Source organism: Pseudomonas sp. HTZ2 (assembly GCF_033173945.1).
Classification (GTDB): Bacteria; Pseudomonadota; Gammaproteobacteria; order Pseudomonadales; family Pseudomonadaceae; genus Aquipseudomonas; species Aquipseudomonas guariconensis.
Window position 1 is genome coordinate 4859340 of the sequence record NZ_CP137332.1, and the last position, 14835, is coordinate 4874174.

14 protein-coding genes and 1 tRNA gene are annotated in these 14835 nt (G+C 64.4%); 7 read left to right on the forward strand and 8 right to left on the reverse strand.

What is annotated here, in order from left to right; genetic code table 11:
* Positions 1-126 precede the first annotated feature (126 nt).
* From selA to R6G97_RS22645, 3 genes are all read left to right on the forward strand, one after another.
* Complete coding sequence (gene selA, locus R6G97_RS22635; protein WP_182816571.1) at positions 127-1554, forward strand: L-seryl-tRNA(Sec) selenium transferase; 1428 nt, start codon at positions 127-129, stop codon at positions 1552-1554.
* Entirely contained in the window at positions 1551-3473 is a 1923-nt protein-coding gene (selB, locus tag R6G97_RS22640; RefSeq protein ID WP_182816569.1) for a selenocysteine-specific translation elongation factor, read from the forward strand. The genes selA and selB overlap by 4 nt, the downstream gene beginning before the upstream one ends.
* 6 nt (positions 3474-3479) lie before the next feature.
* Positions 3480-3575, forward strand: a tRNA-Sec gene (locus tag R6G97_RS22645).
* A gap of 74 nt (positions 3576-3649) precedes the next feature.
* Here R6G97_RS22645 and R6G97_RS22650 read toward each other — a convergent pair.
* Both R6G97_RS22650 and R6G97_RS22655 read right to left on the reverse strand, forming a co-directional pair.
* Positions 3650-4639: an asparaginase gene (locus R6G97_RS22650; RefSeq protein ID WP_317847544.1), complete on the reverse strand. Its 990-nt coding sequence runs from the start codon at positions 4637-4639 to the stop codon at positions 3650-3652.
* Between the two features lie 70 nt (positions 4640-4709).
* Positions 4710-6152, reverse strand: coding sequence for an alanine/glycine:cation symporter family protein (locus R6G97_RS22655; protein WP_043210256.1), 1443 nt, complete (start codon positions 6150-6152; stop codon positions 4710-4712).
* A gap of 175 nt (positions 6153-6327) precedes the next feature.
* Between R6G97_RS22655 and R6G97_RS22660 the strand changes: the two genes are divergently transcribed.
* The 3 genes from R6G97_RS22660 to R6G97_RS22670 all read left to right on the forward strand — a co-directional run bounded on the left by R6G97_RS22660 (position 6328) and on the right by R6G97_RS22670 (position 9107).
* Positions 6328-7140 carry a helix-turn-helix domain-containing protein gene (locus tag R6G97_RS22660; RefSeq protein WP_070573912.1) on the forward strand — a complete coding sequence of 271 codons (813 nt, stop codon included), beginning with the start codon at positions 6328-6330 and terminating at the stop codon, positions 7138-7140.
* Between the two features lie 157 nt (positions 7141-7297).
* A complete protein-coding gene (locus tag R6G97_RS22665; protein WP_043210252.1) occupies positions 7298-8182 on the forward strand; it encodes a sugar nucleotide-binding protein in 885 nt (294 codons plus the stop codon).
* The gene (locus tag R6G97_RS22670) at positions 8175-9107 is read left to right on the forward strand and encodes an NAD-dependent epimerase/dehydratase family protein (protein WP_043210250.1); all 933 of its coding nucleotides are present in this window, start codon (positions 8175-8177) and stop codon (positions 9105-9107) included. Before R6G97_RS22665 ends, R6G97_RS22670 begins: the two co-directional genes overlap by 8 nt.
* Before the next feature lie 26 nt (positions 9108-9133).
* Here R6G97_RS22670 and R6G97_RS22675 read toward each other — a convergent pair whose 3' ends face one another.
* Entirely contained in the window at positions 9134-9580 is a 447-nt protein-coding gene (locus R6G97_RS22675; RefSeq protein ID WP_043210248.1) for a winged helix-turn-helix transcriptional regulator, read from the reverse strand.
* Positions 9581-9716: 136 nt separating this feature from the next.
* Here R6G97_RS22675 and R6G97_RS22680 point away from each other — a divergent pair, with 136 nt between their 5' ends.
* Positions 9717-10934: an MFS transporter gene (locus R6G97_RS22680; RefSeq protein ID WP_317848175.1), complete on the forward strand. Its 1218-nt coding sequence runs from the start codon at positions 9717-9719 to the stop codon at positions 10932-10934.
* On the opposite strand, the gene R6G97_RS22685 is transcribed toward R6G97_RS22680, so the two are convergent.
* The 5 genes from R6G97_RS22685 to R6G97_RS22705 all read right to left on the reverse strand — a co-directional run bounded on the left by R6G97_RS22685 (position 10922) and on the right by R6G97_RS22705 (position 14785).
* Entirely contained in the window at positions 10922-11605 is a 684-nt protein-coding gene (locus R6G97_RS22685) for an OmpW/AlkL family protein (RefSeq protein WP_043210247.1), read from the reverse strand. The genes R6G97_RS22680 and R6G97_RS22685 overlap by 13 nt on opposite strands.
* 109 nt (positions 11606-11714) lie before the next feature.
* The gene (locus R6G97_RS22690) at positions 11715-12227 is read right to left on the reverse strand and encodes a DUF3299 domain-containing protein (RefSeq protein ID WP_317847545.1); all 513 of its coding nucleotides are present in this window, start codon (positions 12225-12227) and stop codon (positions 11715-11717) included.
* A 9-nt stretch (positions 12228-12236) separates the two neighbouring features.
* The gene (locus R6G97_RS22695) at positions 12237-13502 is read right to left on the reverse strand and encodes an ABC transporter permease (protein ID WP_317847546.1); all 1266 of its coding nucleotides are present in this window, start codon (positions 13500-13502) and stop codon (positions 12237-12239) included.
* The gene (locus tag R6G97_RS22700) at positions 13502-14212 is read right to left on the reverse strand and encodes an ABC transporter ATP-binding protein (protein WP_043210239.1); all 711 of its coding nucleotides are present in this window, start codon (positions 14210-14212) and stop codon (positions 13502-13504) included. Before R6G97_RS22700 ends, R6G97_RS22695 begins: the two co-directional genes overlap by 1 nt.
* Entirely contained in the window at positions 14213-14785 is a 573-nt protein-coding gene (locus R6G97_RS22705) for a DUF2796 domain-containing protein (protein ID WP_317847547.1), read from the reverse strand. It lies immediately after the preceding gene.
* Positions 14786-14835: the final 50 nt, after the last annotated feature.

Below are 14835 nucleotides of genomic sequence, written 5' to 3' on the forward strand. Positions count from 1 at the left end.
CTGCAACATCGAGTTGCCCTGTTCGCGGGTAAGCCCGCTCCCACAAGGTTTGGCGCATTGCGGTGGGAGCGGGTTCGCCCGCTAGCAGGGCACAACAGACTAAGGATCAGTTTAAGGTAGTACTGCATGTCCTCGAGCCCCGCCAGCGACACCCCACGCCTGCCGTCCATCGACACCCTGCTACGCCACCGAACCTGCGAGCCGCTGATCGAGCGCCATGGCCGCGAGGCAGTACTAGCCACCCTGCGTCAGCTGCTTGGCGATCTGCGCGAACCCGCTCGCCTTGGCCAGATGAGTGCAGTCGAGCTGGCGCCGGATGTCCTCAATGGCCGCGCCGGCGAACGCCTGGCCATCCAGCAGCGCAGCCAGGTCCGCCGTGTTTTCAACCTTACCGGCACGGTGCTGCACACCAACCTTGGCCGAGCGCTGTTGCCTGAGGAGGCAGTGGAGGCCATGCAGATCGCCGCGCGCCACCCGCTGAACCTGGAGTTCGACCTGGCCACCGGCAAACGTGGTGATCGCGACGACCTGATCGAAGGTCTGATCCGCGAGCTCACCGGGGCCGAGGCCGTGACGGTGGTCAACAACAATGCCGCTGCCGTGCTGCTGGCACTCAACAGCCTGGGCGCGCGCAAGGAGGGCGTCATCTCCCGGGGCGAGCTGATCGAAATCGGCGGCGCCTTCCGTATCCCCGACATCATGGCCCGCGCTGGTGTCCGCCTGCATGAGGTCGGCACCACCAACCGCACCCACGCCCGTGACTACGAAGGTGCGATCAACCCGCGTACCGGCTTGCTGATGCGGGTGCATTGCAGCAACTACAGCATCCAAGGCTTCACCACCCAGGTATCGACCGCCGAGCTGGCAGCCATCGCCCACGCCCATGGTTTGCCTCTGCTGGAGGACCTGGGCAGCGGCAGCCTGCTCGACCTCACCCGCTGGGGCCTGCCGGCTGAGCCCACGGTGCGCCAGGCCCTGGCCGACGGCGCCGACATCGTCACCTTCAGCGGCGACAAGCTGCTCGGTGGACCCCAGGCCGGCATCATCGTCGGGCGCAAGGAGCTGATCGCCAAGATCAAGAAGAACCCCCTCAAGCGCGCTCTGCGGGTCGACAAGATCACCTTGGCCGCGCTGGAGGCCGTGCTGGCGCTGTACCGCAATCCGGATCGGCTGGCCGAGCGCTTGCCCAGCCTGCGCCTGTTGACTCGCCCTCAGGAAGAGATTGCGGCCCAGGCCGAGCGCCTGGCTCCGGCACTCGCAACCTGCCTGGGGGCGCAATGGACCGTGAGCGTCGAGCCGGCCTTGGGCATGATCGGCAGTGGTAGCCAGCCGGTGGCGCGTCTGCCCAGCGCCGCCCTGTGCCTGCGTCCGCAGGTGTCGAAGAAGCTGCGTGGGCGCAGTTTGCACGTGCTGGAGCGCGCCTTGCGCGATCTGCCGGTGCCGGTGCTCGGACGCATCGACGACGACGCCCTGTGGCTCGACCTGCGTCAGCTCGACGATGAGGCCCACTGGCTGGCGCAACTGCCAGCACTGCGCCTGGGGCCGGTCCAGTGATCGTCGGCACCGCCGGCCATATCGACCATGGCAAGACTGCACTGCTCCAGGCCCTGACCGGCCAGGCCGGTGACCATCGCCAGGAAGAGCGCGCCCGGGGCATGACCATCGATCTCGGCTACCGCTATGCTGCGCTGGCCGAGGGGGCGCCCTTGACGGGTTTCATCGACGTCCCCGGACACGAGCGCTTCATCCACAACATGCTCGCCGGTGCCCATGGCATCGACCTGGTGTTGCTGGTGGTGGCCGCGGACGACGGCGTCATGCCGCAGACCCGTGAGCACCTGGCGATCATCGAGCTGCTGGGCATCCCCCAGGCCTTGGTGGCGATCAGCAAGTGCGACCGGGTCGAGCCGCAGAGGGTGACGCAGGTCCAGGCTCAGGTGTCGGCGCTGCTGGCGCCCGGGCCCTATGCGCAGGCGAAGCAGTTCCCGTTGTCCAGCCTCACCGGGGAGGGCGTCGAGGCGTTGCGCCAGGCGCTGCTGGACGCTGAACACACTGTAGGTCAACGCAGCGCACGCGGCGGTTTCCGTCTGGCCGTGGATCGGGCGTTTGCCGTGGCCGGCGCCGGCGTCGTGGTCACCGGCACCGCCTTGGCCGGGCAGGTCAGCGCGGGTGATACCTTGCTGCTGGGCAAGGCCGGCAAGCCGGTACGGGTGCGCGGGCTGCACGCGCAGAACCAGGCCGCGTTGGTGGCCCAGGCCGGCCAGCGAGTGGCGCTTAACCTCCACGCCGAGCGCCTGGCGCTGGAGCAGATCCATCGGGGCGACTGGCTGGTACCGGACTGGCTGCATGCACCCTGCATGCGGGTGGATATCGATCTCACGTTATTGCCCAGCGAGACGCGTACCTTCGAGCATTTCAGCGCCGTGCACGTGCATCTGGGCACTCAGGATGTCACGGCGCGTGTCGCGTTGCTTGAGGGGGAGAAACTGCAGGCAGGCCAACGGATGTTCGCCCAGTTGCTGCTCAACGCACCTTTGCAGACGGTGCATGGCGATCGGCTGGTGCTCAGGGATCAGCGCGCCCAACGTACCTTGGGCGGTGGGCGTGTGCTCGACCCCTTTGCCCCGAGTCGGCAGCGGCGAAGTGAAATGCGCCTGCGGCAGTTGCAGGCTCTGAGCGAGGCCCATGCCTTGGAGCAGGCCTTGCCGGCCTTGCTCGATGCCGCTCCTGGCGGGCTGGATCCGCAACGCTTGGAGCGTCAGTTCAACCGACAGCGCGAAACCTGGGCATTACCTGAAACGGTCCAGGTCATCGCCACGCGGCAAGGGCCATTGCTATTCGCCAGGCACCACTGGCAAGCGCTGAAAGAGCGGATCACGATGCAGTTGGCGCTGTTCCATGAGCAGGAGCCTGACCAGCTGGGGCCGGATCGCGACCGCCTGCGCAGGTTCGCCGCGTTGCCCATGGAGCGTTCGGCGTTCGTCAGTTTGCTGGAGGAGTTGCTCGAAGCCGGCGTAGTCGTCAGTAGCGGGCCGTGGTTGCATCTGCCGGAACATAAAGTGCAATTGAGCGACGCCGACGCTGTCTTGTGGGCGCTGCTGGAGCCTGAGTTGTCGAGGGGGGAGTACGATCCGCCCTGGGTCAGGACGTTGGCCGCGGCGCAAGGACGCGATGAAGCCGACGTGCGCCTGTTGCTGCGCAAGCTGGCGCGGCTGGGGCTGGTGCACCAGGTGGTGCGCGATCTTTTTTACCCTGAAGCGACTGTCCGGCGCATGGCAGACATGCTGTTGCAGCTGTCGGCCAGTACGCCGATAGTGCAGGTGGCCGCGTTTCGCGATATGTTGGGCATCGGTCGCAAACGCAGTGTTCAGATCCTCGAATACTTCGACCGAATCGGCCTGACCCGGAGGGTCGCCGACCAGCGTTACATCCGAGCCGACAGTGCACTGGCCGAGCAGCAGACCAGGCACTGACTACAAGGAAGGCAATCGCGCCCGGTGGCGCGGCCGGGCTTCAAACCCGGTTGGGGACGGCATCCGTTCCCGGGCAGGTTCGACTCCCGCTGCCTTCCGCCATTTCTCCGAGAACCTCTGGGGAGCGAGTTTATCGAGGCGTCGAACCGCCGCGAATGCGTCAGTCTGGACGACCTTCAGGCCCGCTCACCGCACAGGTCCAGGGCAAACCAGTGCTCTGCCGCCTGCACATCCAGCCCTGCGCCCAGCAGTGCGAACAGCTTGCCCAGCGCCGCCTCGCGGGTCATGCCGCCGCCGCTGACCAACCCGGTATCGCGCAGGCGGCTGCCAGCGGCATAAGTATCGAACACCACCGAACCTTCAGAGCACTGGCTGATCGCAACGATCATTACCCCGCCTGTGCGGGCTTCGTGCAGCGCGTCCAGCAGCGCCTGGTCATCCGAAGGGCCGGTGCCGCTGCCATAGCATTCCAGCACCAGACCCTGCACGCCGGTAGCGAGCATCGCCTGCACGAAGCCGGCCTGCAGGCCAGGCACGACCGGCAGCACCGCAAGGCGCACCGGCTGGCGGCGTTGGCGATAATCCAGTGTCGGCGGGATCGCCGTGGCGCGCTCGCCTTCGCGGTGGCGGGGCAGAGCTGCGAAGGCATCGAAGGCTTCGCTGCGCAGCTTCGAGGCCCGGCAGCCATGCAGCAATTGGCCATGGAAGTACAACTGCACGCCATTGCCCAGGCCGCTTTCGAACAAATTCAGGGCGCCAAGCAGGTTGTCCCAGGCGTCGCTGTCCGGCGCACCGGCCGGCAGCATCGAGCCGGTCAGCAACACCGGTACAGGCAAGCCCAGCAGCAGGAACGACAATGCCGCCGCGCTGTAGGCCAGGGTATCGGTGCCATGCAGCACCAGCACACCGTCATGGCCGTCGTGTTCCACCGCCTCGACGATGGCATCGCGCATGGCCAGCCAGTTGGCCTGTTGCATGTTGGCGCTGTCGATCAATGGGTCGAGTTCGCGCAGCGACCACTGAAGGCGGGGCGCCACGGCGTGCAGCGCCAGGTGCTCGCGCATTCGCGCCTCGAAGCCGCTGGCCGGCGCCAGGCCCTCAGGGGTCTGCAGCATGCCGATGGTGCCACCGGTATAGAGGACGAGAAGATTCTTGACTGCACGCATGGAAAGCATCCGTAGCGATGAGCGGAGAAGGAAAGCCGCCCCGGACGGGGCGGCTGGGCAGCAGAGGATATCAGCGCTGTGGCTGAGCTTGGGCGACGGCTTTGTCAGCGGCGGTTTCAGCCTGAGGATTGGCCGGCCAGGCGTTGCGGTCCAGGTCCAGGTCAGCGAACTTGCTGGAGTCGAACACCGGCTGGTCGATGCCCGCGCGGCGCTGTTCGTCGTAGTCGCGCATCACACGCAGACCGACCTTGAATAGCAGGGCCAGAGCGATCAAGTTGACGAACGCCAGGCAAGTCATGGTGATGTCGGCGAAGGCGAACACGGTCGACAGGTCTTGCATCGAGCCCCATACCACCAGCGCCAGTACCAGACCGCGGAAGATCATCAGCACGACGCGGTTGCGGCTGAGGAACTGCAGGCTGTTCTCGCCCAGGTAGTAGTTGTAGAGGATGCAGGTGAAGACGAACAGCGACAGGGCGATGCTGACGAACAGACGGCCCCAGTCACCGACCACGGCGGCCAGCGAGTTCTGGGTCAGGACGATGCCATCACCTTCGAAGCCCGGGGTGTAGAAGCCCGACAGCAGGATCAGCAGCGCGGTGCAGGTGCAGATCACGAAGGTATCGAGGAACACGCTGAAGGCCTGGACCACGCCCTGGGCGCCCGGGTGCTTCACGGCGGCCACGGCGGCGACGTTCGGCGCACTGCCCAGGCCCGCTTCGTTGGCGAACACGCCACGCTTCACACCCATGACGATGGCGCTGCCGAGCAGGCCGCCGAACGCAGGGTCGAGGCCGAAGGCGCTCTTGAAGATGGTTTCCAGCATGGCGGGGACGTGTTCGATCTGGGTGCCGATCACGTACAGGGTCACGCCGATGTAGGCCAGGGTCTTGATCGGAACCAGCAGGTCCGACACCGCGGCGATGCGCTTGATGCCGCCGATGAAGGTAATGGCCAGCAGCACGGCCAGGACGATGCCGGTGTGCTTTGGATCGAAGGCAAAGGCGTTCTGCAGCGAGTGGGTCACGGTGTACGACTGCAGGCCGATGAAGGCGAAGCCGTAGGTGACCAGCAGCAGGATCGAGAACACGATCGCCATGCTTTTGAGCTTCAGGCCGTGCTGGATGTAGTACGCCGGGCCGCCGCGGTACAGGCCGTCGCCGTCGGCGCGCTTGTAGACCTGGGCCAGGGTGCATTCGAAGAAGCTGCTGGACATGCCCACCAGCGCGGTGACCCACATCCAGAACACGGCGCCTGGGCCACCGAGGGTCACGGCGATGCCGACGCCCGCGATGTTACCGGCGCCTACACGGCCGGCAAGGCTCAGCATCAGGGCCTGGAACGAGCTCAGTTGGCCTGCCTGGCCGCGGAGGGATTCCTTGAAGACCCCGAACATGTGGCCGAAATGACGGAACTGGACGAACCGAGAACGGATGGTGAAGTAACCGCCGAGTCCGACGATCAGCACGATGAGGAGTTTCCCGGAAAGGAAATCGTTGAGTGCTTCGAGCATTGAAAAATGACCTCGATTCTTATTGTTCGTGTGGAAAGACCAGCGGGCGGCAGGCGCACCGCTATTGGGGGCGCATGGTTGGCCATGACAACAACGGTTACAATTTCGCGTGTTGCTCTGACTTGATGCGACTTGATGCTAAACTTGCACCACTCGCATCATCTGGACCCTTCTCATGGGCGATCATTTCGCTATCAATCTCAAACTGGCGTGCAGTCATTACCGCTCTATTTCAGAGGTTTGCCGACAGCTTTCGATCAACCGCGCGCAGTTCAACAAGTACCTCAGCGGCCAGAGCCGTCCGACGGCTTACAACCTCAAGCGCATCGGCGACTTCTTCGGTGTCGAGGAATACGAATTGGGTCTGCCGCCTGAGCAGTTCGCCCGCCTGATCGGGGCTCGCAATCTGTCGGCCGAATCCGGACCGCAGAACGACCCGATCAGCGAGCTGTTCAAGCCGCTGCATGCCCATGCGGGCAATCTGTCGCGTTATTGCGGCTATTACTTCGAATATTCCAACTGCATGTCGGTCCCAGGCTCGATTCTGGTGTCGCTGGTGCACCTGTGGGAGGAGCGCGGCAGCTTTCTGTTCGAGCGCCAGGAGCGACAGGAGCGCTCCAGTGCCACCGATCTGCATGCAGAGGTACGTTGCCGCTACCTCGGCGCAGCCTTCCAGTTGCAGGACCGGGTCTTTCTGATCGACTACGAATCACTGACGCTCAACGAGATGAGCCAGACCGTGCTCATCCCCAGCTTCAAGAGCCGCATCACCCGGCTCAACGGTTTGAAGACCGGAGTCTCCAGTGGGGATCGGCGCAACCCGGCCTGTACCCGCGTGGTATGGGAGTACCTGGGCGAGGAGATCAACCGCATCAACGCCTACCGCCAGGTGAGGCTGTACCGCCCGGAGGACCCGCGCATCGATGACGACGTACGCGAGCGCCTGAAGGCAGGGCCGATCAGCAACGGCTTGTTCGAGATCGAGTGAGCGCGGTCCCGCGACGCATGCGCCGCGCTGCTTGGCAATTCGTCATCGACGCCGGATGTCCTGTCGCGCCCAGGCATGTGCTGTGGTTGGACTTCCCCGAGAGGAACCCGCAAAATGTCCGCTTCCTTCTATCAACCTGTTCGGATCTGCTGACTCTATGCGTATGCGCCTGATGCTGTTGGGTGGTGGCAATGCCCTCGGGCAAGCGCTGATTCGTCTCGGGGCCGAAGAGGACATCGGATTCCTGGCGCCGCGCCCACCGGAGAACGGCTGGGGGCCGGCCAGTCTTACGCAATTGCTTGACGATCACCGTCCCGATGTCGTGGTCAACCTGGCGTACTATTTCGACTGGTTCCAGGCCGAGTCGGTCAGCGAACAACGCCTGGCGTTGCAGGAGCGGGCCGTTGAGCGGCTGGCCGAGCTCTGCCAGCACCACCAGATCATTCTCGTGCAGCCTTCGAGCTACCGAGTGTTCGATGGCTCAAGGGCCACGGCCTACAGCGAAAAGGATGAGCCGGTGCCCTTGGGCCTGCGTGGCCAGGCGCTCTGGCGGATCGAACAGAGCGTTCGGGCGACCTGTCCGCAGCATGTGCTGCTGCGTTTTGGCTGGGTGCTCGACGAAAGCATCGACGGCGTGCTCGGCCGCTTCCTCACCCGCGCCGAACAACCCCAGGAGCTGCTGCTGGCCGATGACCGCCGCGGCAATCCGACGCCGGTCGACGACGCCGCACGGGTGATTCTCTCGGTGCTCAAGCAGCTCGATTGCGACGCACCCCTGTGGGGTACCTACCACTACGCCGGCAACGAGGCGACCACGCCGCTGGCGCTGGGCCAGGCGATCCTCGGCGAGGCGGCGCAGTGGCACAAGCTGGCCGTGCAGGCCCCTACGCCCCAGGCCCATGCCGCGCGCCCCGATGCCAGCGAGGAACCGCAGAACGCGGTGCTGGCCTGCAAAAAGATTCTTCACACCTTCGGCATCAAGCCCCGCGCCTGGCGCGCCGGCTTGCCGTCTCTACTGGACCGGTTCTACCGACATGGCTGACGCCCCCATCCTGATCACCGGCGGTGCCGGCTTCATTGGCTCCCACCTGTGCGATGCGTTGCTGGATAAAGGCTATGCGGTACGGGTGCTCGATGACCTCTCCACCGGCAAGCGCGCCAACCTGCGTCTGGACCATCCCGGCCTGGACCTGATCGAAGGCGACGTCGCCGATGCCGAACTGGTACGCCGGGCCACGGCAGGCTGTCGCGCCGTGGTGCACCTGGCCGCGGTCGCGTCGGTACAGGCGTCGGTCGAAGACCCGGTGCGTACCCACCAAAGCAACTTCATCGGTACCCTCAATGTCTGCGAAGCCATGCGCCTGGAAGGCGTGCGGCGTGTGTTGTTCGCCTCCAGCGCGGCGGTTTATGGCAACAACGGCGAGGGCCAATCGATTGCCGAGGACACGCCCAAGGCGCCGCTGACCCCTTATGCGGTGGACAAGCTGGCCAGCGAGCAGTACTTGGACTTCTATCGTCGTCAGCACGCGCTGGAGCCGGTGGTGTTCCGTTTCTTCAATATCTTCGGACCGCGCCAGGATCCATCTTCGCCCTATAGCGGGGTCATCAGTATCTTCTGCGAACGTGCTACCCAAGGCCTGCCGATCACGGTCTTCGGCGATGGCGAGCAAACGCGAGACTTCCTATACGTGGGCGATCTGGTCCAGGTGATGGTCCAGGCGCTGGAACTTGAACAGGTCGAGGAAGGCGCGGTGAACATTGGCCTGAACCAGGCGACCTCGCTGAACCAGTTGCTGGCGGCGCTGGAAAAGGTAGTCGGCAGTTTGCCTGCCATCCAGCACGGGCCGGCGCGCTCGGGCGACATCCGCCATTCACGGGCGGACAACTCCCGCCTGCTGGCGCGTTTCGACTTCCCGCAGCCTACCTCGATGGTCGACGGATTGGCCCGGCTGTTGGGCAAAGCCTGATCTCCTTGATCAGCGCGCGTCACGGGTCATTGCCCATGGCGTACGCGCTGGCGATGGCAGTCCTGCGGGCCGAGTAAACGGCCATCCTTGGCCCGCACCTGCAGGCGTTCGATGGGTTGGCCGCTGACGTTGTCCAGCAGCACCGAGCGCTCATCCCCCGCCTTGAACAGGAAGCGCTCCCCCCACTGGCGTAAGCCAATGACCACAGGAAAGACCGCGCGCCCTTGCTCGGTCAGCACGTATTCCTTGTAGGCACTGCCATCGGACGCCGGCTGCAGTTCGAGCAATCCGCTTTCCACCAGCAGCTTCAGCCGCGCGGCCAGGATGTTCTTCGCCAGTCCCAGGTTTTTCTGGAACTCACTGAAACGTCGCAGGCCATCGAAGGCGTCTCGCAGGATCATCATCGACCAACGGTCGCCGATTACGTCCAGGGCACGGGCCACCGGGCAGGGGTCGTTTCTCTCGTCGGGCATGGGCGTACTCTGTGCGGGATAACTGGTTGCAGATTAAAACCAGCTTTGCTAAATAGCCAGCAGCTGGTTTCTATTTGAAACCAGATTGCCTGAGGAGCTTGCCATGCCTTCCCTGACATCCGCGTCGCCTGGCCACATGCAGCCAAGCCGGGCGCTGACCTTGCTGCTCGCGGCCGCCTGTGCCCTGGCGGTCGCGACGGTGTACTTCGCCCAACCTTTACTCGAATCCATGGCGCGCAGCCTGGCGATACCCCAGGCCTACATCGGCTTAGTGGTGGGCGCGACCCAGGCGGGGTACGCCATTGGCTTGCTACTGATTGTTCCGTTAGGCGATCTGCTTGATCGCAAGCGCCTGATTCTTGGTCAGTTGCTGATGTCGGCGTTGGCATTGCTGGCAGTGAGCATGGCCTGGGATTGGGCCGTGCTGCTGGCAGCCATGGGAATGGTCGGGCTGATGGCGGTGGTGGTTCAGGTAATGGTCGCTCATGCCGCAACCTTGGCTTCGCCGTCCAGACAAGGGCAGGTGGTGGGCACGGTCACCAGTGGCGTGGTGGTGGGTATCCTGCTGGCGCGTCTGGTCGCAGGTGGCCTTGCCGACCTGACCGGCTGGCGTGGTGTCTATGTCGGGGCGGCCGGCTTGTCGCTGGCGATGGCATTGCTGTTGTGGCGGGCGTTGCCTGCTGTCGCGCGCAATCAACAGGGGCCGGGGTACTGGAGACTGCTGGGCTCGCTGGTCGGGTTGTATCGGCATGATCGGCTGTTACGCCAGCGTGGCCTGTTCGCGTTGCTGGTCTTCGCCGTCTTCAGTGTGTTCTGGAGCGCCATGGTATTGCCCCTGAGCGTTGCGCCCTTGGCCCTGAGCCCTACCCAGGTTGGCCTGTTCGGTCTGGCGGGCCTGGCCGGTGCTTTGTCGGCATCGTGCGCTGGACGCCTGGCCGATCGCGGGCTGGGCAACCGTACCACTGGCCTGGCATTGGCGCTGCTGGCGTTGTCATGGCTGCCGAGCGCCCTGCTCGAGCAATCACTATGGGCCTTGGTGGTGGGGGTGTTGATTCTGGATTTAGCAGTGCAGGCGGTGCATGTGACCAACCAGAGCCTGCTGCTGGCCGGACGTGGCGAAATGGCGAGTCGGCTGATCGGCGCCTACATGTGCTGTTATTCGATCGGCAGTGGGTTAGGGGCGGTGGCCGCGACCTGGGTATATGCCCGATGGGGCTGGCTGGCGGTGTGTGGCCTGGGCGCGTCGATCAGCGCTTTGGCCTTGGGCTACTGGGGGTACCTGGAGTTTGGCGGGAGCGTGAAGCGTGACATGGCGGCCGAGGCCGCCATGTCGGGTGGGGGTCAGAACTTGTAGCCCAGGCCCACCATGTAGACCCACGGATCGACATCCACGTCGACCTTGGTCTTGCCCACGCTCAGGGCGCTTGGGCCGTCCACGGTGGCCTTGGTGTCGATGTCGATGTACCAGACCGAGGCGTTGACCAGCAGATTCTCGGTGAGCATGTAGTCCATGCCCAGCTGGGCAGCCAGACCCACCGAATCTTGCAGCTTCAGGTTGCTGAAGCCCTGCTTCTTGCGGGAGCTGCTGAGGTCTTCATCGAAGAAGGTGGTGTAGTTGATGCCAACGCCCGCGTAAGGCTGGAACTTCGAGGAAGGCTCCATCGGGTAGTACTGCAGCGACAGGGTCGGCGGCAGTTGCTTGATGTCGGCCAGCTTGCCATCCAGGCCAGGGCCAAGGCCTTTGACAGCCACGGTGTGGTTGAACGGCGTGGCAGCCAGCAGCTCCAGGCCGACGTGGTCGGTGAGCATGTAGGCGAAGGTCAGGCCCAGCTGGGTGTCGCTGTCCAGGGTCGCCTTGGTGCCCGATACCTTGGTGCCATCGAGCTTGAGGTCGCTGCTGTCTTCGTTCGGCGCTACGGTGATGGCACCGGCACGCATGATGAAGTCACCGGCCTGGTGGGCATGGGCGACGGGGGCAGCGAGCGCCAGGGCAATGAGCGAGGCGCCGAGCAAGGACTTGTTCATGGAAGCTCCCAAAGGACGTAAGTAATCGAGTAGTCCAATGGTAAGGAGCCGGCCGAAACGAACTGTTGATTCAGCTCAACGAAGACGTGTCACAACGCCTAAACAGCGCTCATTGAAGCTCGTAGGCGTAGATCTTTTCAGCTTCCATCTGGTAACCGGCATCGGCCAGTTCACTGCTGGTGGTTTTGACCTGCATCCGGCCTTCGATCCAGTAGGGCTGGTAGAGGTCTTCGATGCGCACGCCCATCTCGCTGACGATATGCACGATCTGGTTCGGCGGTGGCGGCGGCACGTGGATGCAGGCGCCGTAATAGGGCACCAGGAGGAACTCGGTGGTACGGCCTTCCTCGCTCACTTCCAGCGGCACGATGTAGCCGGGCAGCTTGACCCACTGCCCATCCAGCGCCTTGACCACCGGAGCGTGGGGCGCCTGCTGGCGCGCGGCAGGGGCTGATTCGGCCAGGGCGTTACCCAGTTGTGACAAATCATGCAGCGGTGCCATCTGGGCTGGGACCACCGGCGCCCCCTCCGGGATCAAGGCAGGCCAGTCCAGGGTTCTGGGCTCGTCGCCCCAGGCAGGGGACAGAATGAACAGCAGCAACAGTACAAGTTTGCGACGCATGATCGATTCTCAGAGATGGATCGACAGGCCATCGGCCAAAGACTGACGATAGGCACGCCAGGCCGGCACGCTGCCCATCAGCAGCGCGGCACCCAGGATGATCGCCAGCAGCGTCCATTCGTGGGCGCTCGGCCAAGCCAGCGGCAGGTAGAGGCCATAGTTGGCCTGCACGTAGCCTTGGGTCAGGACGATTCCCGCATACAGCAAGCCTAGCCCGGCACCGATACCGGCCAGTGCCAGGGTGAGCGCTTCGAGCACCAACAGCCCGGCTATGTGCCAGGGGCGCGCGCCCACCGAGCGCAGGATGGCCATTTCCCGGCGGCGCTCGTTGAGGCTGGTGAGGATCGCCGTGAGCATGCCAATCAAACCCGTCAGTACCACGAACAGCGACACCACGAACAATGCCTGTTCGGCTGTGCCCATCAGGCTCCAGAGTTCCTGCAGAGCAACCCCAGGGAGGATTGCCAGCAGCGGCTCGCTACGGAATTCGTTGATTTCTCGCTGCAGGCTGAAGGTGGCGATCTTGTTGTTCAGGCCCAGCATGAACGCCGTGATCGCGGCGGGTTGCAAGTCCATGCCGCGCGCCTGGTCGGCGCTGATGCGTCCGGCGCCACGGGCTGGAACGCCGTTGTGCCAATCGACGTGGATTGCCTCCATGCCGGCCAGGCTGATGTGCAGGGTGCGGTCCACAGGCGTGCCGGTGCGTTCGAGGATGCCGACGACGGTAAAGGGTTTGTCGTCGTGCTTGACCAGGCTGATGGCGGCCACGCCGTGGGCCAGCACCAGCTTGTCACCGAGTTTGTAGTGCAGCGCCTCGGCCACTTCGGCGCCCAGCACCACTTCGAACGGGTCCGCTGCGAAGGGTCGGCCTTGGCTCAGGGCCAGATGTTGCTGGCGTGCGAACTGGTAATGGTCGAAGTAATCGCCTGTGGTACCCATCACCCGATAGCCGCGATGGGAGTCGCCGAGGGAAATCGGGATGGCCCATTTCACCCGCGGGTCCTTGGCGTAGTGTTCGAAGCTGTCCCAGCGGATGTTGTTGGTGGCATTGCCGATGCGAAACACCGAGTACAGCAACAGGTTCACCGACCCCGAGCGGGCGCCGACGATCAGGTCGGTGCCGCTGATGGTGCTGGCGAAGCTGGCGCGGGCCTCCGTGCGCACACGCTCCACAGCCAGCAACAGGCACACCGACAGTGCGATGGCAAAGGCCGTCAGGAAGGCGGTGAAGCGGCGGTTGGCCAGGCTGGCCAGGGCAAGGCGGAGCAAGTACATCAGGCCTCCTGGGGCTTGGCCGCGCGATTGAGTTCGACCAAGGACAAGTGACGGTCGAACAGCGGAGCCAGGCTCTGGTCATGGCTGACGAACAGCAGGCTGGAGCCGGCCGCACGGCATTCGTCGAACAACAGGCGGATGAACGCCTCGCGGGTATCGGCATCCAGCGCCGAGGTGGGCTCGTCGGCGATCACCAGCTCGGGCTGGCCAATCAACGCCCTGGCGGCGGCGACCCGCTGCTGCTGGCCGATCGACAGGCTGTCTGCGCGCCGGGCAAGTAGCGCCGGGTCAGTCAGGCCCAGGTGGGCCAACAGCGTGGCGGCCGCCTGGTCGATGCTGCCATGGCGCTGGACCGCCCGTGCGGCGCGGCTGCGTGAGAAGCGGCAGGGCAACTCGACGTTCTCCCGTACCGAGAGAAACGCCAGCAGGTTGAACTGCTGGAAGATATAGCCGGTGTGGTCGACCCGAAACCGATCACGGGCGCCCTGGCCCAAGGCGGCGAGGTCCTGGCCGAGCAGCAGGATCCGGCCTTGATCGGGGCGATTCACTCCGCCCAGCAAGCCGAGCAATGTAGTCTTGCCGCTACCGCTAGGGCCCTTGAGGAACAGCGCTTCACCGGCTTGCAGGCGAAACGCGGGAATGTCCAGCAAAGGTGGCTGGCCGGGCCAGGCGAACCGCAGCCCTTGTAGGTCGATCAGCGCCTGGCTCATTCAGAACGCGACCACGCTGTTGATGGGGGAGGCTTGCAGGCCTTTCTGGCCGTTCGGGCCAATCAATTGCACATTGATCTTCTGGATCGCCGGGAAAGCCCGGAACAGCGGGGCGAGGTCTACCTGGGCGAGCTTGCCAGGCGCTACGCATTTGAATTGGTAATGGGCGTTGACGTCGGCGTGTTCATGCCCGTGCTCGTGACCATGCTCGTCATCGTCGTGGGCGTGTGGTGCATCGCCAAACAGCGGGCTGCCGAGTTCCTGGGCGTCCTCCGTGCAACCGGCGGCCTGGTCCACGCCGAATAACTTCAACGGTTGCTCAAGTTGCTGGCGTACGGCGGCGACCTTGGCCTTGTCGGTGTCGCGGGTGGCTGCATGTTCGAAGCCGACCAGGTTCATCGCCGGGCTGTCCAGCTCCAGTTCCAGGGTATTGCCATCGAGCACCACGTTGAGCGTGGCCACACCATGTTCATGGGCGCCGAGGGTACCGTGGGCATGATCGTGATCATCGTGGGCCTGGGCTGCAACCAAGGGAAGCAGGGCGAAGGGTAGGGCGAGAAGCAAGCGGCGCATGGAGGACTCCAGGGGCGGGCAAGAAATGGTTTCGTAATGTTATAACAAGT